The following is a 24,147-nucleotide window of genomic DNA, read 5'->3' as shown; positions in this document are numbered from 1 at the left end:
CCTTGTCTGTTTGTTCATGTATATGGGGATGGGGACGTGTTTAGAAGTAGGATGGGCCTTGTAAAAGAAAAAAGTGACCTCCATTAAGAGACCACTTTCCTTCATCTTCTCCGATTCACGCCATCCAGCTTGACCGGTTCCGCTAAATATTGAATTCTTTCCATTACCCTGGCCGCCTTCACTTCTTCCTTCTCGCCACGCTGTGAAAAGGTTAGGTGGTTCTCCAAGCCATTCAGGTCAAAATTCGAAGTGAAAAACGTCGGCAGGTTTTCCAGCATCCTAAATTGCAAAATCGGACCAAAAACCTCATCGCGTCCCCAGCTCGTCATGGACTCCGCTCCAATATCATCCAGCATGAGGACAGGTGCCGTTTTCACCATCTCAATTTTTTCATTGACCGTATTATCACCTATCGACCCCTTAAGTTCCCGCAAGTAGTCAGGGACGTAGACAATAAGGGAGGAAATTTGCCTTTCCGCAAGTTCATTGGCAATCGCACCTAATAAGTACGTTTTCCCAACACCGAATTTCCCATATATATATAAGCCTTTTTGCTTTTTACCTGGCTCATATTCCATGATGAACGACATCGCTTTACTAAAAACATCCAAGCGTTTGTTTCCATTATCCGTTTGGGTGAAGTCCTCAATGGTCGCCTTTAAAATATCCTTCGGTACATATAGGCTGCGGATCAATTTTTCCCGTTTCCGCTTTTCATCCTCTGCCAATTTCCGCGGGCAGATTTCATAATGCAGGTTCAAGGCTTTCCCTTGAACGACCAATTTGGGATAATACCCTTGCATCATATTGATGCAGCCATCCAAGCTCGGACATTTATCACACTTATTGCTTTGTGAAGTGAACTCATAAAGCTTACCCAAATTTTTATCGATCATGTCCTTCGTGACCGTCGAACTGTTGGCATTCAAAAATAACCGCACTTGTTCGTCTTCAAAAATCTCCTGTTTCATCTTTTCAAACCGCTGTTGAAATTGGTTTGTATTGGCCAATTTATTAAGGGAACTATTAATCTTTTCCATCGTTCATTTCACCTCCAGCTTTCCACTGCTTCCATTTCTCCAGAAGCTCGCGTTTCTGGGCATCCAATTCAGGCTGATCGGCATTCTGCTCCTGCTGTGCTTCTTCTTTTTTCTCTAGCCACTCCGGAACCACTTCTTCCCGGATCGCCTTTTTCCGGCTGCCCTTCGCAGCATTCCTGCTTCCTTGAGCCCAGTCCTGATATTTCCTATGTTCATTTTTAGCTAGTTCCATCGCCTCGACGACCGTAGAGACTTTCAGCCGTGCCCAATGGCCTGCCAGCTTTTCCACATAGCCCTTCGTGAACTTCATATCGGTTTTGAGCATGACGTATTCAATCAAGACATTGACGACACCCGGATTCAGCTTTTGATTGATCATCACGCCCTCAACCACTTTCAAATCACCGCTTGATGGCTCTGCACCGCCAGACAATTGCATAAGCCGCTCCCTTGGGGAAATCGTCTCCAAATGACGGATTAACTCTTGTTCCTGTGTTTTAGGTTCTTCTTTTTGTGTACGTTCACGAATCGGCTGCACCCGATTGACGAGGGAAGGCATATCAGCCTGCCGTTCGATCTGATACCAGTCCCTTGCCGCCTTCCTGAGCACTTCCTCATCAATCTCATCATCCATTGAAATGGCATCCATTACTAGTTTTTGCATTTCCAGCGGATCAATGCCATATAAAAAAGCAAGTTTGGCAATCGTGCTTTTTATTTTCGGAGTAAAAGCCTTTTTCGGTACGATCGAGGATTTCATCCCGGCAAACAAAAGGTCAAAATCAAATAAATCGTCAAACCCCGATGGCTCGACGCCTTCCTTCCGATCGATGAATTGCTGTTCAGGAATCGGTTTCCATTCGTTTTTCGCTTCATCCGTTACATATAAAGAGTCCAAATGATCTGATGAGAATACTTCCGCAAAAGATTTAGTCACGGCTTCATATTGATCCGGTGAGATATGATCGTCACAAAAGAATCTCTTTAACCGGTTGAATTGCGCTTTGCCGATTTTTTTGTATAAGTAAATATTCAGCATGCCATCCGTGAAAAACTGTTGGGGGGAAAGCGGCGGGTTTAACTCATAGATGAATTCCTTCGTTTCATTTTTCGATTTCTTATATACATTCAACAGGCCAATTCCTTCAAGTAAAAGGCGTGCTTCGTAAATATCACCTAATTTAAGGCCGATGGTATTCATTAATTGATAATGTGAGGAGGTTTCCGACCATAGCCTGTTTTCCTCCAGCTCACTCCATAACGTCATATATAGGCTAATGCAGATAGGTCCAATAAGAGGTTGGTATAGTCGGGTAAGTATTTTCCGATCATAATCATGAAGCAGCCCCGCAGATGAGACCAAATATGAATCCGCTGGGAGCAATTCTTGCCAATGCATTGACATCTCCATTCAAACCTTTCAAAAGATGTAGTGAAAAAAGAGCCAAAGTGAATCTTCAGCTCTACTTTCTTTCTTTATTTAATAAATCTTTCAATTCATCGATAAAGACATTGATATCTTTAAATTGTCGATAGACGGATGCGAACCTTACATAGGCAACCTCATCGACTTCCGCCAGCTTGTCCATTACCATTTCGCCGACATTGTCGCTTTTCACTTCCGATATGCCCTGGTTGCGCAGTTCTTTTTCTACATAGCTGGTAATTTGCTCTAGTTCCTTCAAGGGAACCGGGCGTTTTTCGCAAGCCCTGATTAAGCCACGCAGGATTTTATCACGACTGAACTCTTCCCGTGTCCCGCCCTTTTTCACTACAATAAGCGGTGTTTCCTCCACCTTTTCAAATGTCGTGAATCGAAAACCACATGCCTCACATTCACGGCGTCGTCGAATCGATTTACTTTCATCGACTGGCCTGGAATCGAGCACTCTTGTTCCGTTATATTGACATGATGGGCATTTCATCATTATCAGCTCCGTATTTTATGTAGGACTCCCCTATCTAAATGTTCCCCAAGGATTTACTTCTCTATCTTAATCTTATATTAAAAGGAACGGCCAGTACAAGTAAAAAGTGTAACTTCCAGCAGCAGGCACTTTTGTTCTGCCCTTGGAGCACCGTTGTCAATGTCTTTGTGCCACAACAAGGCAATCCTTTGCTTTAAGTGAAGCAGGCTGCCGGTTCATTGCATTAAAAAAGAGATGCACCCATGGCATCTCTGTGTATACGTGTTTTTTATAGGGCACTTATATTGGCTTTTTTCATTTGTACAGGACCTAATCCACGTGGTAATTCTATGTTTTCACGTGTTTGCGCATTCAAAGCTTCTGCAATATAATTTGCCGCAATATTCGGATCCAAGTTACCGCATGTATAGACATCGATGCTCGCATAGCCGTGTTCTGGAAAACTGTGAATCGTTAAGTGTGATTCAGAAATGATGACAACCCCGCTTACCCCTTGTGGAGCAAATTTGTGAAAGGCAACTTCTCGTACCTCTGCACCTGATTTCAAAGCAGCATCGACAAAGATCTTTTCAATTAAATCGATATTGTTCAGTTTTTCAAAGTCACAACCCCAAAGTTCAGAAATGACATGTCTACCCATTGTTTCCATAGTGTAAGCTGTTTCCATATTAAGCTTCCCCCTTACCATGATTTAAAAATAAGTTCTGATAACTACCACGGGGGAAAGTTAGTCCAAAGAGGTCCTAACCCTTTAAGTAGCCATCATGCAAACCGCTTTTGAAGAAGTTCACGATTCATAGTATATATGGTTTGAATTTTTTTTGCAACTCCAAATTGAAAATTTAGAAAGATAAACTTTATATGTAATAGGGATATAGCGAAGGTTCCAATGTGGGGGAAATTCTGTAATCCGCGTTTATTCAGCACCTTAAAGCAGCCAGGAATCGATGGGACACTGCATTAAAAATAGCCCGCTAAAAAAATTTTAGCAGGCCCGATTTTTTTTCATTATTTTACTGATAGTTCGACTTCGGAAGTTTTTTTCAACTCGGATCCCACCAATTTCACAAGATCCACTACCCGGTTGGAGTAACCCCACTCATTATCATACCATGCAAGGACTTTCACTTTCCTGTCCCCAATCATCATCGTCGTCAAACCATCGATGATTGCAGAGTGAGGATTCGTTTTGAAATCACTGGAAACTAAAGGTTCCATCGTGAATTCCATAATTCCTTTGAGTTCATTTTCCGAAGCATCGATGAAGGCTTGGTTCACTTCATCAATCGTGACATCACAGTTTAAATCCACAACAAGATCGACTAGAGATACGTTAGGTGTCGGTACGCGGATCGCCATTCCATGAAGCTTGCCTTTTAATTGAGGCAACACTAGCGAGATGGCTTTTGCAGCTCCTGTAGTCGTAGGAATCATGCTTTCCGCAGCGGCACGGGCACGTCTTAAGTCTTTGTGCGGGTTATCGATATTATTTTGATCATTTGTATAAGAATGAATCGTTGTCATTAAACCGTTGTTTATGCCGAATTTTTCATCAAGCACTTTTGCAACCGGTCCAAGACAGTTGGTTGTACAAGATGCATTGGATATGACGAAATGCTTGTCGATTTCCAGCACTTCCTCATTTACACCCATTACAATGGTAACGTCTTCATTTTTACCCGGCGCTGATAAAATGACTCTTTTTGCTCCAGCATCTAAATGAAGAGCCGCTTTGGAACGATCATTGAATTTACCTGTAGCTTCAATTACAATATCTATGTTCAACTCTTTCCAAGGCAATAGCTTTGGATCACGGTTATTTATTAGTTTTACTCGGCGGCCATTCACTACTAGTGAATCATCTTCCGCTATAATGATACCGTCGAATTTACCATGTATCGTATCATATTTTAGTAAGTGTGCTAAAGTTTCGGCTGGATAGCTTGCATTAATGGCAACAATGTCCAAACTCTCATCTAATATGGCCTTTCGGAAAACCATTCTTCCAATTCTCCCAAACCCGTTAATCGCTATTCTTGAATTCATTGTTCGGACCCTCCAGAAAATATTAGTGTTATACTTATTACCTTTCACATGTAATTAGTATAACATAATTCGAAGGAATTGTGCTAATAAAAATGCGGATTGTACTTATTTTTTCAACACAAAAAGAAGAAACCGGACGGTTTCCTCTTTTTATCATGTTTATATGACATGCCATTCGCTAAGTATGGACTTCACTTGCCTCTTCATTTCATTAATGTCCCCATTATTGTCGATTACGGCATCCGCTAAGGCCTTTTTATCGGCCAAGGGCATTTGCGAATTGATCCTGGCAAGTGCCTCCGTCTCCGAAAGACCATTCCTGTTCATTAATCGCTGCAATTGAACTTGCTCATCTACATAGATCAAAAGTGTCTTTTCCACCATGAATGTCAACTTACTTTCGAATAGGAGCGGTATATCCATGAACACCGTTTCTTCCCCTGATGATAGTGCCTCTTCCGTTTTGAGGCGCATCCAATTCCTGACGGCAGGATGCACGATGCCATTCAATAGCAATCTCTTTTCCTGATCATTAAATATGATCGACCCGAGCTTGACGCGATCTATATTCCCATCCGGCAATAAGATATCTTCACCAAATGCCTTCACAACTTGATGATAGGCCTCTTCACCCGGCTCAACGACAGCACGGGAAGCCAAATCTGCATCGACAATCGTGAATCCGAGTTCCTTTAAATAAAGGCTGACAGTGCTTTTCCCACTGGCGATGCCTCCGGTGATTCCAATGATTTGTCCCATAAGCTCCCCCTTTTAACCATGTTTCATAACTTGAATATACCGATGATGATCAATAGTACACCTGGAAGAAAGGTCAAATGCTGGACAATTTTATTATTTGAAAGCAATTTCCCGCTTTGAAGTCCGCTCCAAATGAAAATTGAACTCATAACAGCGATGCACCCTGCGAGGATAATCGGTGAAATGCCGATCATAGCCGCGCCAACTCCGGCCCCGAACGCATCCAGCGAAAGTGCAAAACCCAGAACAAGCGCTTCGATACCCGTAATCGTACCTGATTTATCAAAATCGGCATTCAATGGTTTTTGTAAAATATTAATGACTACCCCAAGTGATTTAATTTCAAAATTAAAGATGATCTTTTCATGGTATCTATCATCTTTCAAATCTTTTTCCGGCTTAAAATACTGGTATACCATCCAGGCACCAAGGAAAATGAGGATGATGCCACCCGTTTTTTCAGCAGCCCCGATCGATATGAGCTGACTGATGAATTGTCCGATGACCATCGCAATACCTAAACTCAATGCAGAACAAAATGAGATGACCACAATTGACCTTAAGGGGATTTTCATCTTCCGCATACCGAATGTCAAACCTACGCCAAATCCGTCAATACTAACTGCAAAAGCAAGAAAAATAATTTGTAGCCACATCGGAATAATGCTCCTTCCCTACACGTTGCTACCCTAGTATATGGATGGAGCCCATCCGATGTGTTTGAAAAAACATTACCTATTTCAGCGGCTGGCATGACGGGCAAATATGTGTACCGCGTCCTGCAACAACCAGTTTTTCAAGTGGCGTGCCGCATGTTTTGCAATTCTCTCCTTTTCGTCCATAAACATTAAGTTCCAACTGAAACATGCCGATTTGCCCTTGGGAGTTAATGTATGAACGAATCGTACTCCCGCCTTTCTCCACAGCTTCACCTAATGTCGCAATGATTTCTGCATGCAACGTTTTGATTTCCTGCAGCGAGAGTGAAGAAGCGATTCTCTCCGGATGGATACCGGAACGGAATAATGACTCGTCTACATATATATTCCCGATCCCGACGACAACCGTTTGATCAAGGAGAACGGGCTTGATTTTCCTGTTGGTTCTTGCCAACTTCCTACTCAGCCCCTCGACCGTAAAATCTTCAGACAACGGTTCAGGCCCTAAATGCAATAGTGGCAGCCTCTCAAGTTCTTCCCCTTTGGCAAATAGATGCATCGTTCCGAACTTCCGGACATCCCTGTATCTAAGTTCACTGCCATCCGTGAAAGTGAAGATCACATGGGTATGCTTATCATACGGCTCCTCTTTTGGATGCACGCCGTATTTCCCCTCCATTCTTAAATGCGAAACCAACGAATAATCATCCAATGTGAATATGAGGAACTTGCCCCGGCGGCCTATTCCGGAAATCGTCTGTCCCCTTAATGCATCCTGAAACTGTTCGACAGGTTCAGGCGCTTTTATGATCTTTGGCCAGAAGACTGACACTTCCTTGATCTCTTTTCCGAGCACGAGCTGCTCTAACGTTCTTCTGACTGTTTCCACTTCTGGGAGTTCTGGCATTGCAAATCACCTATCTTTTATTATTTGGCATCGAACCATGTTGGCCCGAAAGCATAATCCACTTTAAGGGGCACGTTCAATTCAATGGCATTTTCCATTTCCTCCGGAACGATCACTTTAAGGATTTCAAGTTCCTCGGGAGGCGTTTCAAAAATCAATTCATCATGCACCTGAAGAAGCATTCTCGTTTTAAGCCCTTCCCGTTTCAGGCGCTTATTCATGTTTATCATGGCTAGTTTGATGATATCGGCGGCACTGCCTTGGATCGGCGTGTTCATCGCTGTCCGTTCGGCAAAGCTCCTGATGTTGAAATTCCTGCTTGTCATCTCAGGTATATAGCGCCTTCTTTGCATCAGAGTCGTGCTATATCCTTTTTGGCGGGCCTCATGTATGCTTTCTTCCATATATTCCTGAACACCAGGAAAGCTTCTTAAATACTTCTCGATGAACTCTCCGGCTTCTTTTCTCGTGATGCCAAGACTTTGCGATAGCCCATAATCACTTATCCCATAAACGATCCCGAAGTTTACCGCTTTGGCATGGCGCCTCATGTTCGCAGTGACTTGCTCTGCCGGTACGTGGAATACATCCATGGCTGTCCTTGTATGGATGTCCATACCGGCCCGGAATGCTTCCACCAATCCGCTGTCATTGGCGATATGCGCCAGGACGCGTAACTCGATCTGGGAGTAGTCGGCAGCAAAAATGATCCAATCCTTTTCGGAAGGAATGAAGGCCTGCCTGATTTTCCTGCCTTCTTCCAGCCTGATCGGGATATTCTGCAGATTGGGATCTGTGGAACTTAACCGGCCGGTCTGGGTCAATGCTTGGTTGAATCGGGTGTGCACCTTATCCGTTTTGCCATTGACCACTTTAAGCAACCCTTCAATATAAGTGGATTGCAACTTACCAAGCTGGCGATACAGCAATATCTCCTTAACGATATCATGCTTGCTCTCCAGTTTTTCCAGCACATCCGCTGAAGTCGAATAACCTGTTTTGGTTTTCTTCATGACTGGAAGCTCCAACTTCTCAAACAGGATGGCCCCGAGCTGTTTAGGTGAATTGATATTGAACGCCTCTCCAGCCAAATCGAAAATCCGGCCTTCGATGTTTCTTAAGCGAATGGCTAATTCCTGTCCCATGTTTTTCAATCGGCCTATATCCACCTTGATTCCCTGCCATTCCATATTGGCCAGGATGATCGACAGTGGCAGCTCCAGTTCCGTAAATAGGTGAAATTGCTCGAACTCTTGCAGCTTATCAATCATCGGTTCTTTCAGAGAAAGGATCGCCTTCGATTTTCTTGCAATATGCTCCCTCAATTCCGCTTCCTCAGGTATTTTGCGTTTTGCACCTTTCCCATAAAAAACATCATCTGTTTCAAGACGGATCGTACCTTGAGTTTTCGTGATTTCTGCCACTTCGTCCACTGACTCTGCGGGATTCAGGATATAGGATGCCAAAAATACATCAAAATCGATGCCTTTTATTTCGACTCCCCGATGACGCAGTGCCACAACCGTACGCTTCGCATCGAAAACCGTCTTCTTTTTTGTTTCATCCTCTGCCCAGGATTTAAATGCCCCGGAACTCAGAGCATCATCCCCATTGAAGTAAAAATTACCTTGTTCATTACTGATGGAGATTCCCAATATATCGGCACGATGATAATTATCTTCTAAAATCTCAACATATAAGGCACTTTCATCCGCAAACATCGCTTCTGTCATTTCGGCCGTGTGCACCTCTATCTTCTCCTGTTCAAGCGGTGCACTTTCCGTTACATCCAATTTATCGAGCAAAGTCGAAAAGCCAAGCTCCTTATAGAATGAGATGACTCGATCCTGATCCATGCCAGTGTACTCGGTCTCGTTTACGGATACTTCAAGCGGCGCTTCCCTCGTTATCGTCGCCAGCTCTTTGCTCAATAGGGCAAGGTCCCTATGTTCTTCTATTTTCTCTTTCAATTTTTGTCCGCTTACCTCATCTATAGACTGCAGAAGGTTTTCAACCGTTTCGAATTGATGCAATAATTTAAGGGCAGTCTTTTCACCAACACCCGGAATACCGGGAATATTGTCGGAAGCATCTCCCATCAACCCTTTTAAATCAATGATCTGCAAAGGGGATAGACCGTATTTTTCATGTATATGCTTTGGAGTGTATTCCTCAATTTCCGTAATCCCCTTTTTCGTGATTGAAACCGTCGTGCTAGGGGAAGATAATTGTGTTAAATCCTTATCACCGGAAATGACCTTCACTTCAAAACCATCTTTTTCCGCTTGTAAAGAAAGCGTACCGATAATATCATCGGCTTCGTAGTTCTCCAGTTCATACCTTTTTATTTGAAAACAATCAAGCAGCTCGCGAATGAAAGGGAATTGCTCCGATAATTCTGGCGGCGTCTTTTGGCGCCCACCCTTATATTCTTTAAATGATGCATGTCTGAATGTCGTTTTACCAGCATCGAAAGCCACAAGTATGTGCGTTGGCTTTTCTTCTTCAAGAATGCGGTTGAGCATCATGGTGAATCCGTACACGGAATTCGTATGGACCCCCTTATCATTATTCAAGAGCGGAAGCGCAAAAAACGCACGGTATGCAATGCTGTTTCCATCTATGAGTACTAACTTTTTATCCAAATCCGTCTTCCTCCAGTCATACAGGTTTATGTAGTTATAGCTTCTATATAAAAACGCAAAAAGCCGTTCATTTTCTTTCTCTATTCTACCATGAGTAGAAGCGGAAAGAAAAATGACGGCATCTATGCTATTTAGTATTTCCCATTAACAAGCTGGCATAAGGCGAATCCGAAGGCAGAACGATGACCGTTTGATCACCTATCGTTTTTTTGTAGGATTCAAGAGTCCGGTATAGTTTATAGAATTCGGGATCTTTGGAAAACGACTTATTATAGATTTTCGCTGCTTCCCCTTCTCCTTCAGCCCTGATCACTTCCGCATCAGCCTCCGCAGTAGAGAGCAATTCTTTCACTTTCCGATCAGTATCCGCAATGATACGGTTTTTCTTCGCATCCCCTTTGGATAGGTATTCTTGCGCTTTCGATTCCCGCTCGGAAATCATCCTCTTGAAGACGGATGCTTCGTTTTCGGAGGGCAAGTCAGTCCGCTTTATCCGGACATCCGTCAAGCTGATTCCATAACTATCCTTTTGCAGCAGATCATTGACTTTATCGGTTATGCGGTCGTTTAAACTTCCCCTGGATGACTTCTCATCATTGATGATCTCATCATAATTCAGCTGACCAAGCTCTGAACGAACTGCCGAATAGATGAACTCTTCCATTTTCGTTTCGGCATTCTCAAGTGTCCTTGCATTTGTAATCAATTTCTTCGGATCTTCTATTCTCCAAACTGCATAGTTATCGATCAGCATCCGCTTTTTATCTTTCGTATTGATTTCCGCCTCGGAAACATCGGAAGTCATCTGATACTTCGGCAAGGTCATGATACTCTGTATGAATGGCACCTTCGCCTTCAATCCAGGGGTCTTATCGATCCTTACCACCTCACCGAATTGGCGGACGACTTTGTATTCGCCCTCTTTGACGATATAGACATTGGTGAGGATGATTAGCAGCAACGCGATGAAAATAATCAGGAAAATGCCGATTCTCACATAGCCCCGCCAATGAAAATCCCCTTTTTTCAATTCAGAGAAATCTATTATTTTTCCGCTCATTGTTTAGTGCCCCCTTCCCCTGACGCTTTTTCTTCAGGTGCATTCCCTTTATTCGTTTCTTCTTCAGGTATTGCGGCTTCATCAGGGGCAGGAGTTTTTTTCGTTTCCTCCTTTTCAAGCGAGCGAAGCGGCAAGTACTTCATTGTGTTTCCATCATCATTCATAATATAAATCTCTGCATTCGGCATTACTTCCTCAAGGGTTTCAATGATAAGGCGGTCCTTCGTAATCCCCTTATTGCCCTTATACTCACTGAGTAATTTTTCAAAAACCGCTACATCACCGCGGGCAGCTTCCGTACGGGCAGCTTTATCCCCATTAGCCTGTGAAATGAGGGCATCTTTTTCCCCTTCCGCCTCATTCATACGCTTATTTTCATATTTATCAGCTTCGTTGATTTTCGTATTTGCCGTTTCCCGGGCATCCGTTACATTGGTAAATGCTTTACGCACTTCTTCATTCGGTAACTCCACGTCCTGAAGTTTAACAGCAGATATGGAAATCCCGACATCATATTTCTCCATTAGCTGTGATAATAAATCACGTACATCCGCTTCGATTTGCGCTTTACCGGATGTAAGGGCATCATCGATTTTCGTGCTGCCGATAATGCTCCGTAATGCAGCTGAAGTCGTATCGTATAATATTTTTTCTGGATCATCCGCATTGTATAAATATTTTGGAGGATCAGTGATTTTCCACTGGACCACTAAATCTGCCAGCACAATGTTTTCATCACCCGTAATCATTTTGGTCTCACTCGGGTAATCCGTCACCTCTCCATCCTCTTCCTTATATCCAAATTTAAGACTGAATGTTTCTTTGGATAATTTCTCGATCGATTGAACGGGCCAAGGCAGTTTAAAGTGAAGTCCCGGTTCCGTTATCGTCTGCTCCACTTTACCAAACGTCATTATGACAGCTTGATCGGATTCATCAACCGTGTACCAGGTCGATATCGCTACTACACCTAAAATGAAAATAAGAAAGACAAGTCCTGTGATCGTATATATCCTTTTTAAGCTAACGATATGTATCACCCCTTCTTTGCAGTTATATCTTATTTACGCAAGGAAGGGCCTAAAGTTTCACAAAAATCAAATATTTTCCCAGAAAAATAGGATAGAGGAATCGTTCCCGGGAAATATAGCCAAAATTAAAAGACAGAGACTATGTCTCTGTCAATGTTTAACTCCTTGGATGAGGGGTTGTACAACCATTGTACCCCTGCATTATGAAGTCCGTTTTAAGGAATTGTAAAGAGCATGTAAATAAGAAACCCCCTACATTTTTCCTTTTAAGCTTTTATTTAACGTGACTGTGAAAGTCGTCCCGGTTCCAGGTGTGCTTTCCACATTGATTTTACCTTTATGGACTTCTATTATATGCTTGACGATTGCCAGCCCAATGCCCGTTCCTCCTGAATCGCGGCTCCTCGCCTTATCGATCCGGTAAAACCGTTCAAAGATCCTCGGCAGTTCTTTTTCTTCGATGCCGATCCCGTTGTCTTGAACTGCAATATCGACCGTCTGTTCATTTTCAATGATATCAACGGTGACCCTGCCGCCATTGGGTGTATAGGTCAATGCGTTCGTAATCAAATTGATGAAAACCTGTTTGATCCTGTCAGATTCCCCTTCAATGAATATTGGTTCCGGTGATGTTTTAATTTCAAGGGATACTTCTTTTTCTTTCAGCTTGCCTATTAGCATCTCTTGTATTTCGCCAAGCACTTTCGTAATATCCACGACCCCTGCTTTTAAAACGAATTCCTGTTGCTCCATTTTGGATAAATTCAGAAGCTCCTGAATGAGTTCTTGCAGCCGATCGCTTTCTTTCAGGATAATCGATAAAAAGTGCTTTAAGGTCTTTTCGTCTTTTAAGGCGCCATCCAACAATGTTTCAGAAAAGCCTTTAATAGAAGTGATCGGTGTTCTCAACTCATGGGACACATTAGCCACGAAATCCTTCCGCATCTGCTCGAGCCTTTTCAATTCGGTGATATCATGGAAAATGAGGAGGATCCCCTTCCATTCATCATGATTCCCGATAATGGGAGCCCCGTAAATCTCAAAATGTTTACGTTCAATGGCAAGCGGTATCTTCACCTGTCGTTTAATCGTTTTTTCCGTTCGAAAGATTTCTTCGATGATGGCTATGACTTCCTGATCTTTAATGACCGAATAATACTCCTGAAACAAAAACGTAGCAGCGTTCACACGGAAGCTTTTCTTGAATTCACGGTTGATTAATGTGGTATATCCTTTACTGTCTATCAGCAAGACACCACTGCCGATGTTTTCAACAAGCGTCTCCAAACGATCCTGATTCATTTCCCTCGCTATCTCTGTTTCCTGAAGATTCCTCGCCAATATGTTCAAGGAAGTTGTCAGCATTCCCGTTTCATCGGAATGCCGCCCGAATGTCCGGGTTCCATAATTCCCTTTTGCCAGTTCAATGGCCGCCATCGTCGCCTCCTCGATCGGACGCGTATAATAGGAAGTGATTTTGCTCGCAAGCATGAGAATGATGATCAAGGCAACCCCTAAACAAATGATCAATATTTGCCACATTTGTTTATTCACTTGATGGATGGCCTCTATTTCATTGCTATGGACGACAAAGCCTTCAATCTCTCCATCCTTTTCAACCGTCTTCCAATAATAATGGAGGTCCGATTCGCCTTCGACCACTTCAAAGCCTTCCCCTTGCTTAAGCCCTTTTTCCAAAGTTATTTTACGAAGGACATTGGCATGGCCTTTAAATATTTCATTGGATGATGTCGAATCGTATAATATTTCCCCATCCGTGGAGAGAATGGTTAAATTCGAATCTAAAAGGGGTGTCAATTTTGCCGTCTTCCCTTTTTCCAAAAAGGACTCGATCCCGCCATGCTCCTGAATATATGTAGAAATGAAAAATGTTTCGTTCTGTATACGGTCATTGAACGTTTTAATATAATAACTTTTGAACAAGTGCCCTAATAAAAAGCCCACGGCCATCAGGACGACCATCACCAATGTGATGAGGGTATATAAGAGCTTTTTACGATAGGTCGTCATTCTTTTTTAGGCTCCTCAAGCTTATACCCCAAGCCCCTTATCGTTTTAATATATAGAGGTTTCTTTGTATCTTTTTCTATTTTTTCACGAAGATGGCTAATATGGACATCGACGATTCGCGAGTCTCCCGCGAAATCATAATTCCATACCGCACTGAGCAGTTGATCCCTGGTCAGCACTCTTCCTTTATTCTTTGCCAAGTATAAAAGTAATTCAAATTCCTTTGGAGTCAACTCTAATTGCTGTTCATCAAAGAATGCTTCGTATCGTTCCGGGAACACTTTCAATTCCCCTAGTTTCAGGAGGCCATCTTCCTGATCCTGACTTGATTCACTGCCGTTCGCTTGTAACTGGGATCTTCTTAAAATGGCTTTAATCCGGGCCACTACCTCCCTAGGACTGAATGGCTTTGTCAAGTAATCATCCGCCCCTAGTTCAAGTCCCAGCACTTTGTCAAATTCATCGTCCTTAGCTGTCAGCATCAAAATCGGTATATTGATTTTTTGCTGGCGAAGCTGCTTACATACTTCAAGCCCGTCCATCTTAGGCAGCATCAAATCCAATACCACTAAATCGGGGCGTATATCCACGGCAGCCTCCAGCCCTTGTTCTCCATCCAAAGCTGTGATCACCGAATACCCTGCTTGTTCTAAATTGTACTGAAGTAAGGTAACTATTGATTGTTCATCATCCACTACGAGAATTTTCTTTGACATTAGATCCTCCTGAATTATGTATTACCCAAAAGACCAATTTCTTTAGTCTACTCATCCAATTCCATTATAAAGAATATTATATGAAATTTACACATAAAAAAAACGGAAAGAAAGTTATTCCTTATCTTCAGCAGGGAGAATATAAGTTCCAGGACCTTTGAATCAGATAAAAAAAACTGCCCGGAATCGGAAAAAGACCATGGCCTTTTCTTCCCATATCCGAACAGTCTGATCATAACTTATTGAAGGACTTGCATGACTGCTTTAACTGAATCGACTGATTTTGAAAGTGCCGCTTTTTCGTCTTCGGTCAATTCAAGTTCGATGATTTGTTCGATACCGTTTGCACCAAGTACAGTCGGCACTCCAAGGTAGATACCTTCAAATCCGTATTCACCTTCAAGATAAGCGATGGACGGAAGAACGCGACGTTGGTCTTTAAGGATCGCTTCAGCCATTTCCACTAGTGATGCAGCTGGTGCATAATAAGCGCTTCCGTTTCCAAGAAGGTTGACGATTTCTCCCCCGCCAGTGCGGGTACGAGCCACGATTGCTTCCAAACGATCTTGAGGAATCAATGTTTCCAAAGGAATTCCGCCAGCATAAGAGTAACGTACCAGAGGAACCATATCATCTCCGTGTCCGCCAAGTACGAAACCAGTTACATCTTTAACCGATAAGTTTAATTCTTGAGCTACGAAAGTGCGGAAACGGGCTGTATCAAGGACACCTGATTGTCCGATAACGCGTTCTTTAGGGAAACCTGATTCTTTATAAACAGTGTAAGTCATTGCATCTACTGGGTTAGTCAAAACGATGATGGTTGTGTTAGGGGAATATTTTACGACTTCCTTAGTAACTGATTTCATAACCTTCTGGTTAGTTTGAACTAAGTCGTCACGGCTCATGCCGGGTTTACGGGCAATTCCTGCAGTGATGATCACCACGTCGGAATCAGCTGTTTCTGAATAGTCGGATGTACCGATGATGTTAGCATCGAAACCTAGGACAGGTCCTGCTTCCGCCATATCAAGGGCTTTACCTTTTGTAGGGTTTTCAGCTTGCGGGATATCAACTAAAACGATATCGCCAAGTTCTTTTTGAGCGGCTAGGAATGCTGCTGTAGCACCAGTGAATCCAGCACCTACAACTGTGATTTTTTTACGTTTAGACATGTTATTTCCTCCTTCAAATATATCAATACTTTTGGAATACTTTTAACATCCTCATGAAAATATAGATAAGCTTCCTGGAAAAGCAGCCCGTTCAGGCACTTTTCCAGAAAGCAAATAATGAATTATTTAAGGTTTTTGATAAGCTCGTCTGCGAACTCAGAACATTTAACTTCCGTTGCACCTTCCATTAGGCGGGCAAAGTCGTATGTAACAACTTTAGAAGCGATTGTTTTTTCAACTGATTTAGTGATGCTGTCTGCAGCTTCGTTCCAGCCAAGGTGCTCAAGTAATAGAACGCCTGAAAGAAGAACTGAAGATGGGTTAACTTTATCTTGACCAGCATATTTAGGAGCCGTTCCGTGAGTTGCTTCGAAGATGGCATGTCCAGTTTCGTAGTTGATGTTTGCTCCTGGAGCGATACCGATTCCGCCAACTTGTGCAGCTAATGCATCAGAAATGTAATCTCCATTCAAGTTCATTGTTGCAACAACATCAAACTCTTTAGGACGAGTCAGGATTTGTTGTAAGAAGATATCAGCAATGGAATCCTTAACGATGATTTTGCCTTCAGCTTCAGCAGCAGATTGTGCTTTGTTAGCAGCTTCAGTGCCTTCAGCTTCTTTGATTTTGTCATATTGGTTCCAAGTGAACACTTTATCGGCGAATTCTTGTTCTGCAACTTCATAACCCCAAGTTTTGAATGCACCTTCAGTGAATTTCATGATGTTACCTTTATGAACAAGCGTTAATGATTTACGGCCTTCTTTGATCGCATAGTTAAGCGCAGAGCGAACAAGACGTTTCGTTCCTTCTTCGGAAATCGGTTTAATTCCGATACCTGAAGTTTCAGGGAAACGAATTTTTTGAACACCGAATTCATTTTGAAGGAATTCGATTAATTTTTTAGCTTCGTCAGAACCTTTTGCATATTCGATACCAGCATAGATGTCTTCAGTGTTTTCACGGAAGATGACCATGTCAGTGTCTTCTGGACGTTTAACCGGTGAAGGTACACCTTCAAAGTAACGTACTGGGCGAAGACATACGAATAAGTCCAATACTTGGCGCAATGCAACGTTCAATGAGCGGATACCGCCACCGATTGGAGTTGTAAGAGGTCCTTTAATAGCGATTAGATATTCGTTAATGACATCAAGAGTTTCTTGTGGAAGCCATTCGCCCGTTTGGTCAAATGCTTTTTGTCCAGCTAAAACTTCTTTCCATTCGATTTTCTTTTCGCCATTGTAAGCTTTTTCAACTGCTGCGTCTAAAACGCGGGATGCTGCAGCCCAGATATCAGGACCGATTCCGTCTCCCTCAATATAAGGAACGATTGGATTGTTTGGTACGTTAAGAGCACCGTTAGTAACTGTGATTTTTTGGCTTTGTGTCATGTCTCTTACCTCCGATTCAAATTCAAAGGTTAGATGGCCTGCCATTTTAATGAAGCAGAACCACTAACCTTTTTTACTCACATCTATTAATTTACTACAAATTCGATGAAATAAAAAATGATTTTTCGAAAAAACTTTTAATTAGCGTTTTTCAATCGGTACGTATTTTTGCATACCTGGTCCAACATACTCTGCACGCGGACGGATAAGGCGGTTGTTTGAATATTGCTCAAGGATATGAGCGATCCAGCCTGAAGCACGGCTTACAGCAAAGATTGGTGTAAATAGGTCATGCTCGATACCTAAACTGTGGTATACGGAAGCAGAATAGAAATCCACGTTCGGCGGAAGATTTTTTTGACCGGTTACGATTTCATGAATTTTGATGGACATATCATAATATTGAGGTTGTCCAGTAAGTTCAGTCAGTTTTTGTGACATTTCTTTAAGGTGTTTAGCACGAGGATCACCTTTACGGTATACACGGTGGCCAAAGCCCATGATTTTTTCTTTATTGGCTAATTTTTCATTGATATATGGCTCAACGTTTTCAACTGAACCAATATCTGTAAGCATTTTCATGACTTGTTCGTTAGCTCCGCCGTGAAGAGGGCCTTTCAAAGCGCCGATGGCAGAAGTTACGCCAGAATAGATATCAGATAATGTAGCCACACAAACGCGTGCAGTGAATGTAGAAGCGTTTAATTCATGGTCAGCATGAAGAACCAATGCTTTGTTGAATGCTTCTTCTTCGATTGCCGTTGGTTCGTTACCGCTTAACATATATAAGAAGTTAGCAGCAAAGCTTAAATCTGTACGCGGAGCAACAGCTTCTTTCCCTTGACGGATGCGAGCGAAAGTTGTTACCAATGTAGGGATTTTTGCTTGGATGCGGATTGCTTTACGATAGTTAGCATCTTCACTCATTACATCTGCTTCTTCATCATAAAGACCCAGAAGAGATACTGCAGTGCGAAGAGCTCCCATTGGATGTACTTTATCGATTGGGTATGTTTTGAAGTGATTAACCACTTCAGCTGGAATTTCAGCATTTTCAGCAAGCTGTTTAGTTAATTCTTCTAATTGGCTTTTGTTCGGAAGAGCTCCGTGCCATAAAAGATAGATTACTTCCTCGAATGTTGCGTTAGAAGCTAAATCATCGATGTCATAACCTACATACGTTAATGTGTCATCGATAATGGAGCTTACTGATGAAGTTGTTGCTACCACACCTTCAAGACCTTTTGTTGCTGTCATACTAAATCTCTCCTTTTCCTAAATATTCCCCTATGCCCTTGCTATTAGCGTATAAATATAGCGCTTCCAAGAAATTAGCTATTGTAAACAACCATCTATTTTTTAGCAGAAGACATACATCTTGTATTGGAAGCGTTCACAGAATATGACCCCAACAATAGTAAAATGTACGATAATCTTTTAAACGAATTCTAAAAATAATGCTTGTAGCTATTCCTAGTGAGCGCTTGCTCAATAACTACATCTTTTTTTTAAGATTCCTCAAAAATATCAATGATATTCTGAATCCCAATTTTAATAAATCAGAGCAGTTACAACATTATTATAAACAATAAACACTTTTTTGGGAATGAAAAGACCTTAAAATGTGAAAAAATTATTATTTTATTAGAAAAATTAGCTACATATTCTCTTGCTTTTTTTATGCGACCCAAAACGTTTTTTTTGAAAATTTGTCTCCAAGCAGAATAAACGAAACATAAAATAGAAAATTTATCTCCCCTGTTCTGACGGGCTTTTCAACCTTTTGTCCCTCGCTTCATTTAAAAAAATTAAAGATCTGCATGCATAAATAAGCAATTCCCGCCCCGATTAACGGACCGACAGCCACACCTTTGAATAATGCGACTGCAAGAATCGTCCCAAAAACAAGAGCCGTGGTAATGTGCGGATCATGTGATAGGAGCGTAATCCCATTTTTCGCTATGAGCGCGACCGCTATTCCAGATGCAAGCGCAATCCAGGCATAAGGAGATTTAATTGCTTCTCCGAGTTCCTTGAAACCTATCGCCCCGTTTGCTATCGGTATGAGTACTGAAATCGTGATGATCGTAACGCCGAGGTTGATCCCTTTCGCTTCCAGGTATGGAAACACTTTCGCGTCAAGACCAATCAGTTTCATGCTTAAAAGAAAACCCGCAGCCATGATCAGTGAGGTGTTTTTCCCAAACCAACCGATTGCAGCAAGCAGAATTAAAAATACGACAGGACCGTTAATCATTCTCCCTTCACCTTCTTCCTTCTGTTTTTGTTATTTTAACATAACAAACTCCCATGTTTCTTGGGAGAAAATTGATTTATGGAACGATGCATCGGCGAAAAAAAGTTAAGCCGAAGGATGAAAGAATCTTTCCTTTCTTTTCCATCATCGTTACAATTATAATACAAACTTTATGATTGAAGGAGGATATGATTTGAATCCGGTCTATCTATATCGTTTCATTCGCTCTTTACTGGTCATCGGAGGGATAATTTTAGGCGGAATTGCCTTATTTTATTTATCTAAATATACATATCCATTCATCATTGCCATGATAATCGCTTTCTTGATGAATCCCCTTGTCACTTTTTTCGAAAAGAAAGGAAGGCTGCCGCGGGGGCTGGCTGTATTCGTTTCCCTTTTACTGATTTTCCTTTTATTTGCGGGTCTTATCACATTACTGGTCACCGAGATCATTTCAGGGACCAATTACCTTGCCGGAGTCATCCCGAAACATATTGAAACCATCGTGGATTATATAGAAACATACATCGCGACCACCGTCATCCCTTTATATAACCAAATAGCTGCCATGTTCAATAATTTGGATACCGAACAGCAGGACACAGTCCTCAAGAATATCCAAAATATCGGTGAATCCATCACTACCGGAGTAAGCGGCTTCATTCAAGCCTTCTTGAAGAACATCCCCACAATCATCGGATGGTTTCCAACTACAGCAACAGCACTCCTTTTTACCCTGCTGGGCACTTTTTTCATCAGCAAAGATTGGGATACCTTTAGCCGCATGACCGGAAAAGTGTTGCCTGATAAGATTTTTGCGGGTGCCAAGCGTTTATTCAGGGACTTAAAACGGGCTTTGTTCGGATTTATCCGTGCTCAATTCACACTTGTTTCATTGACGACTGTCACGATTTTAATCGGGTTACTCATTTTGGGGGTGAATTATTCAATTACCATTGCCCTTATATGCGGACTGGTCGATATCATCCCCTATTTAGGGACAGGTACGATTTTCATACCTTGGATCATCTTTGAATTCATCGCCGGGAATACGAGTCTTGCAATCGGTTTGTCCGTCCTTTACATAATTGTCGTTGTCCAGCGTCAGTTAATAGAGCCAAAAGTACTTTCTTCCAGTATTGGCCTGGATCCGCTTGCCACTCTCATCGCCTTGTTCATCGGCTTCAAATTGATCGGTTTCCTAGGTCTGATTGCTGGACCTGTCGTACTTGTCATATTCAATACACTTCAACGTGCCCATGTCTTCAAGGCCATATGGACTTTCATCATCGGGGATACGAAGAAAACGACTTAAGATATTCCAGACATCCATTAGCATTCACCTAATTCCATTTAAAAATCCGCCTCGGGTAAAAGGCGGATCTTTTGTTTTAAGCTAAAAAATTATTTTTGACGTTTCAAATTGTTCTGTTTCAGTAGAACCTGCAAGCGCTGTTGTGGATGATGTTCCACCAGAAACGACTTGTGCCACTTCATCGAAGTAACCGGTTCCCACTTCACGCTGATGACGTGTTGCTGTATAGCCGTCCGGCTCACTAGCGAACTCCGCTTGTTGAAGTTCTGAGTATGCAGCCATGCCGCGGTCTTTATAACCAAGAGCAAGGTTGAACATGCTATGATTCAATGAGTGGAAGCCTGCAAGCGTCACGAATTGGAATTTATAACCCAATTTACCCAATTCCACCTGATAATTTGCAATCTCTTCATCACTTAATTTCGCTTTCCAGTTAAATGATGGGGAACAATTGTAAGCAAGCAGTTTGCCCGGGAACTCTGCATGGATCGCTTCGGCAAAGCGGCGAGCATCGGCTAGATTAGGTTCAGAAGTCTCACACCAGATAAGGTCGGCATACGGCGCATAAGCAAGACCTCTTGCAATTGCTTGGTCAAGACCTGCATTCGTGCGGTAGAATCCTTCTGGAGTCCTTTCACCAGTGATGAATGGTGCATCGACCGGATCGATATCATCCGTGATCAAATCTGCAGCATCAGCATCCGTACGGGCAATCAAGATAGTCGGTGTCCCCATTACGTCGGCTGCCAATCGGGCGGAAACTAAATTACGTACTGCCGTTTGGGTTGGAAGAAGGACTTTACCGCCAAGGTGACCACATTTTTTCTCGGAAGAAAGCTGGTCTTCAAAATGAACGCCTGCCGCTCCAGCTTCGATCATGCCTTTCATTAATTCGAAGACGTTAAGGGAACCGCCAAAGCCTGCTTCAGCATCCGCCACGATTGGAGCGAACCAATCGATATCATCTTTTCCTTCAGCAAAGCTGATTTGGTCTGCACGCTGCAGTGTCTGATTAATGCGTTTAACTACTTGCGGCACGGAGTTGGCTGGATATAAACTTTGATCGGGGTACATTTGCCCTGCGATGTTAGCATCTGCCGCCACTTGCCAGCCACTTAAGTAGATTGCTTTTAACCCAGCTTTCACCTGCTGCATGGCTTGGTTACCGGTCAATGCTCCTAATGCATTGATGAAATCCTCTGTATTCAATAGATTCCATAGTTTTTCAGAACCACGGCGTGCCAATGTTTGTTCGATATCGATGGAACCTCTTAGTTTAATAACTTCTTCGGCTGTATAAGGACGTTTAATACCAGTCCACCGTGTGTCATTTTCCCAGCTTTGTTGTAATTTTTGCGCTCTCTCATTCATCATCATTATTATTTCCTCCTAATTCATCATTTATATTTTGAATATTAAGATAATTTATCGTATGCTGCATTCGTTAAGAAATCTGCAAAGTCATCCGCTTCAATCAATTGTTCAAATAGTTTAGTAGATTCTTCAAACATTCCTGATTTGAAAGTTTCTTCCCCTACTTCCGATTTAATGACCGCCAATTCTTCTTCTTTGATTTGATGGAATAACGCCTCGGTTACTTTCCTGCCATCTTCGAGAATTCCTTTTGGATGACGGATCCATTGCCAGACTTGAGCCCTTGAAATCTCAGCGGTTGCAGCATCTTCCATTAAGTTATTGATGGGTGCCGCACCTCTGCCGCTTAACCAGGATGCGATATATTGGATGCCTACGTTAATATTCGTCCTTAATCCTGCCTCTGTGATCGTCCCCTCCGGTACAGCGAGCAACTCTTGGGCTGTTACATGGACATCTTCACGTTTTCGGAAAATTTGATTCGGTTTTGGGACGAGCAGGTCAAAAACCTCTTTTGCCGTGCTTACCATACCTGGATGGGCAACCCATGTTCCATCATGACCGTCTCTTGCTTCGCGTTCTTTATCTGCCTTTACTTTCGCAAAAGCCTCATCGTTCTTGACCGGGTCATTTTTAACTGGAATCTGCGCCGCCATCCCGCCGATTGCAGGAGCATTACGAGTATGACATGTTTTGATTGCCAGTAAGGAATACGCCCTCATGTTCGGGACGGTCATCGTGACCTGCTGCCGGTCTGGGAAGATGACATCATCCGAGTGACGGAATTTCTTCAGGAAACTAAAGATATAATCCCAGCGGCCACAGTTCAGGCCTGCCGAATGTTCTTTCAGCTCGTACAGAATTTCGTCCATTTCGAATGCAGCAAGAATCGTTTCTATCAAGACCGTTGCCTTGATGGTTCCTTGCGAAATTCTCAAATCGTTCTGTGCATATACGAATATGTCATTCCATAATCTTGCTTCGAGATGGCTTTCCATTTTTGGTAAGTAAAAGTATGGCCCGCTTTGTTTTTCGACCAATGCTTTTGCGTTGTGGTAAAAGTACAGTCCAAAATCAAAAATGCTGGCTGATATAGGCTGTCCATCCAAAAGGACATGTTTTTCCTCCAAATGCCAGCCGCGCGGCCTTACCTTCAGGACAGCTGTTCTTTCGTTTAATTCATACACTTTGCCATTTGGATTTTTAAATGAAATGGTTCCGCGGATTGCATCCCGAAGATTCAATTGGCCATCAATGCAATTCTCCCAAGTGGGTGAATTGGCATCTTCAAAGTCCGCCATGAAAACATTGGCACCTGAGTTCATGGCATTAATGATCATTTTGCGATCAACAGGTCCAGTGATTTCAACCCTGCGGTCCTGCAAATCATTCGGGAGGGGCGCAATCGTCCAATCACTTTCGCGAATATGCTTCGTTTCTTCAAGGAAATCAGGGAGCTTGCCTTGATTCAGTTCTTCCTGTACGCTTTTCCGCCGTTCAAGAAGTTCTGCCCTTCTTCCACTGAAATGCCGTTCAATTCTTTCGATGAATTGAAGAGCTTCCGTTGTAAGTATTTGTTCATATCCTGGCTTAATGTTGCCTTTAATTTGTAAGCCTTTTGCTTCCGTAATCATGTTGCCTCTCCACTTCCTTTCCAACTCTTCTATGTTATAATACAGTTGTTTTATTTCTTGATTGTATTATATAACACGTTGTATAAATTTGTCACCAGTTTTTTCAAAAAAATCTAAAAAAAGATTTTTCAGCATGAAAAAGCCTGATTTACCAATGTTTCCAAAGGGTTATT

20 protein-coding genes are annotated in these 24,147 nt (G+C 42.4%); 1 reads left to right on the top strand and 19 read right to left on the bottom strand.

The window, feature by feature from the left end; translation table 11 throughout:
* Positions 1 to 101: 101 nt before the first annotated feature.
* The 17 genes from dnaI to ACQKNS_RS12265 form a co-directional block, all read right to left on the bottom strand.
* Positions 102 to 1,040 (bottom strand): primosomal protein DnaI, encoded by a 939-nt coding sequence (gene dnaI / locus ACQKNS_RS12345; protein WP_427643231.1) that lies wholly within the window; start codon positions 1,038 to 1,040, stop codon positions 102 to 104.
* On the bottom strand, positions 1,027 to 2,439 hold the full coding sequence (locus ACQKNS_RS12340; RefSeq protein ID WP_427643229.1) for a replication initiation and membrane attachment family protein: 1,413 nt from the start codon (positions 2,437 to 2,439) through the stop codon (positions 1,027 to 1,029). Before ACQKNS_RS12340 ends, dnaI begins: the two co-directional genes overlap by 14 nt.
* 64 nt (positions 2,440 to 2,503) lie before the next feature.
* A complete protein-coding gene (gene nrdR / locus ACQKNS_RS12335) occupies positions 2,504 to 2,965 on the bottom strand; it encodes a transcriptional regulator NrdR (protein ID WP_427643227.1) in 462 nt (153 codons plus the stop codon).
* A gap of 271 nt (positions 2,966 to 3,236) precedes the next feature.
* Positions 3,237 to 3,617 carry an adenosylmethionine decarboxylase gene (gene speD, locus ACQKNS_RS12330; protein WP_053348147.1) on the bottom strand — a complete coding sequence of 127 codons (381 nt, stop codon included), beginning with the start codon at positions 3,615 to 3,617 and terminating at the stop codon, positions 3,237 to 3,239.
* A 359-nt stretch (positions 3,618 to 3,976) separates the two neighbouring features.
* Positions 3,977 to 5,014 carry a glyceraldehyde-3-phosphate dehydrogenase gene (locus ACQKNS_RS12325; protein ID WP_427643225.1) on the bottom strand — a complete coding sequence of 346 codons (1,038 nt, stop codon included), beginning with the start codon at positions 5,012 to 5,014 and terminating at the stop codon, positions 3,977 to 3,979.
* Between the two features lie 159 nt (positions 5,015 to 5,173).
* Positions 5,174 to 5,773 carry a dephospho-CoA kinase gene (gene coaE, locus ACQKNS_RS12320; RefSeq protein WP_427643223.1) on the bottom strand — a complete coding sequence of 200 codons (600 nt, stop codon included), beginning with the start codon at positions 5,771 to 5,773 and terminating at the stop codon, positions 5,174 to 5,176.
* Positions 5,774 to 5,796: 23 nt separating this feature from the next.
* Complete coding sequence (ytaF, locus tag ACQKNS_RS12315) at positions 5,797 to 6,429, bottom strand: sporulation membrane protein YtaF (protein ID WP_427643221.1); 633 nt, start codon at positions 6,427 to 6,429, stop codon at positions 5,797 to 5,799.
* 79 nt (positions 6,430 to 6,508) lie between these two features.
* On the bottom strand, positions 6,509 to 7,339 hold the full coding sequence (gene mutM / locus ACQKNS_RS12310; RefSeq protein ID WP_427643219.1) for a DNA-formamidopyrimidine glycosylase: 831 nt from the start codon (positions 7,337 to 7,339) through the stop codon (positions 6,509 to 6,511).
* Positions 7,340 to 7,359: 20 nt separating this feature from the next.
* Positions 7,360 to 9,984 carry a DNA polymerase I gene (polA, locus tag ACQKNS_RS12305; protein WP_427643217.1) on the bottom strand — a complete coding sequence of 875 codons (2,625 nt, stop codon included), beginning with the start codon at positions 9,982 to 9,984 and terminating at the stop codon, positions 7,360 to 7,362.
* A 127-nt stretch (positions 9,985 to 10,111) separates the two neighbouring features.
* Entirely contained in the window at positions 10,112 to 11,044 is a 933-nt protein-coding gene (gene hflC / locus ACQKNS_RS12300) for a protease modulator HflC (RefSeq protein ID WP_427643215.1), read from the bottom strand.
* Positions 11,041 to 12,075 (bottom strand): FtsH protease activity modulator HflK, encoded by a 1,035-nt coding sequence (gene hflK, locus ACQKNS_RS12295; protein WP_427644196.1) that lies wholly within the window; start codon positions 12,073 to 12,075, stop codon positions 11,041 to 11,043. The genes hflC and hflK overlap by 4 nt, the downstream gene beginning before the upstream one ends.
* Before the next feature lie 252 nt (positions 12,076 to 12,327).
* Positions 12,328 to 14,106, bottom strand: coding sequence for a two-component system histidine kinase PnpS (gene pnpS / locus ACQKNS_RS12290; protein ID WP_427643213.1), 1,779 nt, complete (start codon positions 14,104 to 14,106; stop codon positions 12,328 to 12,330).
* Positions 14,103 to 14,822 (bottom strand): response regulator transcription factor, encoded by a 720-nt coding sequence (locus ACQKNS_RS12285; protein WP_427643211.1) that lies wholly within the window; start codon positions 14,820 to 14,822, stop codon positions 14,103 to 14,105. The genes pnpS and ACQKNS_RS12285 overlap by 4 nt, the downstream gene beginning before the upstream one ends.
* A 239-nt stretch (positions 14,823 to 15,061) precedes the next feature.
* Positions 15,062 to 15,997 carry a malate dehydrogenase gene (gene mdh, locus ACQKNS_RS12280; protein WP_427643209.1) on the bottom strand — a complete coding sequence of 312 codons (936 nt, stop codon included), beginning with the start codon at positions 15,995 to 15,997 and terminating at the stop codon, positions 15,062 to 15,064.
* Positions 15,998 to 16,119: 122 nt separating this feature from the next.
* Positions 16,120 to 17,436: an NADP-dependent isocitrate dehydrogenase gene (gene icd, locus ACQKNS_RS12275; protein ID WP_427643207.1), complete on the bottom strand. Its 1,317-nt coding sequence runs from the start codon at positions 17,434 to 17,436 to the stop codon at positions 16,120 to 16,122.
* Positions 17,437 to 17,532: 96 nt separating this feature from the next.
* Complete coding sequence (gene citZ, locus ACQKNS_RS12270) at positions 17,533 to 18,648, bottom strand: citrate synthase (RefSeq protein WP_076364762.1); 1,116 nt, start codon at positions 18,646 to 18,648, stop codon at positions 17,533 to 17,535.
* 538 nt (positions 18,649 to 19,186) lie between these two features.
* Positions 19,187 to 19,648 (bottom strand): DUF441 domain-containing protein, encoded by a 462-nt coding sequence (locus tag ACQKNS_RS12265; RefSeq protein ID WP_387705198.1) that lies wholly within the window; start codon positions 19,646 to 19,648, stop codon positions 19,187 to 19,189.
* 193 nt (positions 19,649 to 19,841) lie between these two features.
* Between ACQKNS_RS12265 and ytvI the strand changes: the two genes are divergently transcribed.
* On the top strand, positions 19,842 to 20,966 hold the full coding sequence (gene ytvI / locus ACQKNS_RS12260) for a sporulation integral membrane protein YtvI (protein ID WP_427643205.1): 1,125 nt from the start codon (positions 19,842 to 19,844) through the stop codon (positions 20,964 to 20,966).
* Between the two features lie 81 nt (positions 20,967 to 21,047).
* Here ytvI and aceA read toward each other — a convergent pair whose 3' ends face one another.
* Positions 21,048 to 22,340: an isocitrate lyase gene (gene aceA, locus ACQKNS_RS12255; RefSeq protein ID WP_427644194.1), complete on the bottom strand. Its 1,293-nt coding sequence runs from the start codon at positions 22,338 to 22,340 to the stop codon at positions 21,048 to 21,050.
* Positions 22,341 to 22,381: 41 nt separating this feature from the next.
* Complete coding sequence (aceB, locus tag ACQKNS_RS12250; RefSeq protein WP_427643203.1) at positions 22,382 to 23,974, bottom strand: malate synthase A; 1,593 nt, start codon at positions 23,972 to 23,974, stop codon at positions 22,382 to 22,384.
* Positions 23,975 to 24,147: the final 173 nt, after the last annotated feature.

The sequence above is a fragment of the Peribacillus sp. NPDC094092 genome (genome assembly GCF_050279365.1).
Taxonomy (GTDB): domain Bacteria; phylum Bacillota; class Bacilli; order Bacillales; family DSM-1321; genus Peribacillus.
Note: the sequence above shows the minus strand (reverse complement) of the source record. Positions and strands in the feature narration are given on the sequence as shown.

Coding starts and splice junctions, on each gene's coding strand:
- ACQKNS_RS12340 (WP_427643229.1), bottom strand. CDS start 2,439: ATGCATTGGCAAGAATTGCTCCCAGCGGATTCATATTTGGTCTCATCT.
- mutM (WP_427643219.1), bottom strand. CDS start 7,339: ATGCCAGAACTCCCAGAAGTGGAAACAGTCAGAAGAACGTTAGAGCAG.
- speD (WP_053348147.1), bottom strand. CDS start 3,617: ATGGAAACAATGGGTAGACATGTCATTTCTGAACTTTGGGGTTGTGAC.
- ACQKNS_RS12325 (WP_427643225.1), bottom strand. CDS start 5,014: ATGAATTCAAGAATAGCGATTAACGGGTTTGGGAGAATTGGAAGAATG.
- aceB (WP_427643203.1), bottom strand. CDS start 23,974: ATGATTACGGAAGCAAAAGGCTTACAAATTAAAGGCAACATTAAGCCA.
- ytaF (WP_427643221.1), bottom strand. CDS start 6,429: ATGTGGCTACAAATTATTTTTCTTGCTTTTGCAGTTAGTATTGACGGA.
- hflC (WP_427643215.1), bottom strand. CDS start 11,044: ATGAGCGGAAAAATAATAGATTTCTCTGAATTGAAAAAAGGGGATTTT.
- citZ (WP_076364762.1), bottom strand. CDS start 18,648: ATGACAGCAACAAAAGGTCTTGAAGGTGTGGTAGCAACAACTTCATCA.
- coaE (WP_427643223.1), bottom strand. CDS start 5,773: ATGGGACAAATCATTGGAATCACCGGAGGCATCGCCAGTGGGAAAAGC.
- mdh (WP_427643209.1), bottom strand. CDS start 15,997: ATGTCTAAACGTAAAAAAATCACAGTTGTAGGTGCTGGATTCACTGGT.
- icd (WP_427643207.1), bottom strand. CDS start 17,436: ATGGCAGGCCATCTAACCTTTGAATTTGAATCGGAGGTAAGAGACATG.
- nrdR (WP_427643227.1), bottom strand. CDS start 2,965: ATGAAATGCCCATCATGTCAATATAACGGAACAAGAGTGCTCGATTCC.
- pnpS (WP_427643213.1), bottom strand. CDS start 14,106: ATGACGACCTATCGTAAAAAGCTCTTATATACCCTCATCACATTGGTG.
- aceA (WP_427644194.1), bottom strand. CDS start 22,340: ATGATGAATGAGAGAGCGCAAAAATTACAACAAAGCTGGGAAAATGAC.
- ACQKNS_RS12265 (WP_387705198.1), bottom strand. CDS start 19,648: ATGATTAACGGTCCTGTCGTATTTTTAATTCTGCTTGCTGCAATCGGT.
- dnaI (WP_427643231.1), bottom strand. CDS start 1,040: ATGGAAAAGATTAATAGTTCCCTTAATAAATTGGCCAATACAAACCAA.
- ACQKNS_RS12285 (WP_427643211.1), bottom strand. CDS start 14,822: ATGTCAAAGAAAATTCTCGTAGTGGATGATGAACAATCAATAGTTACC.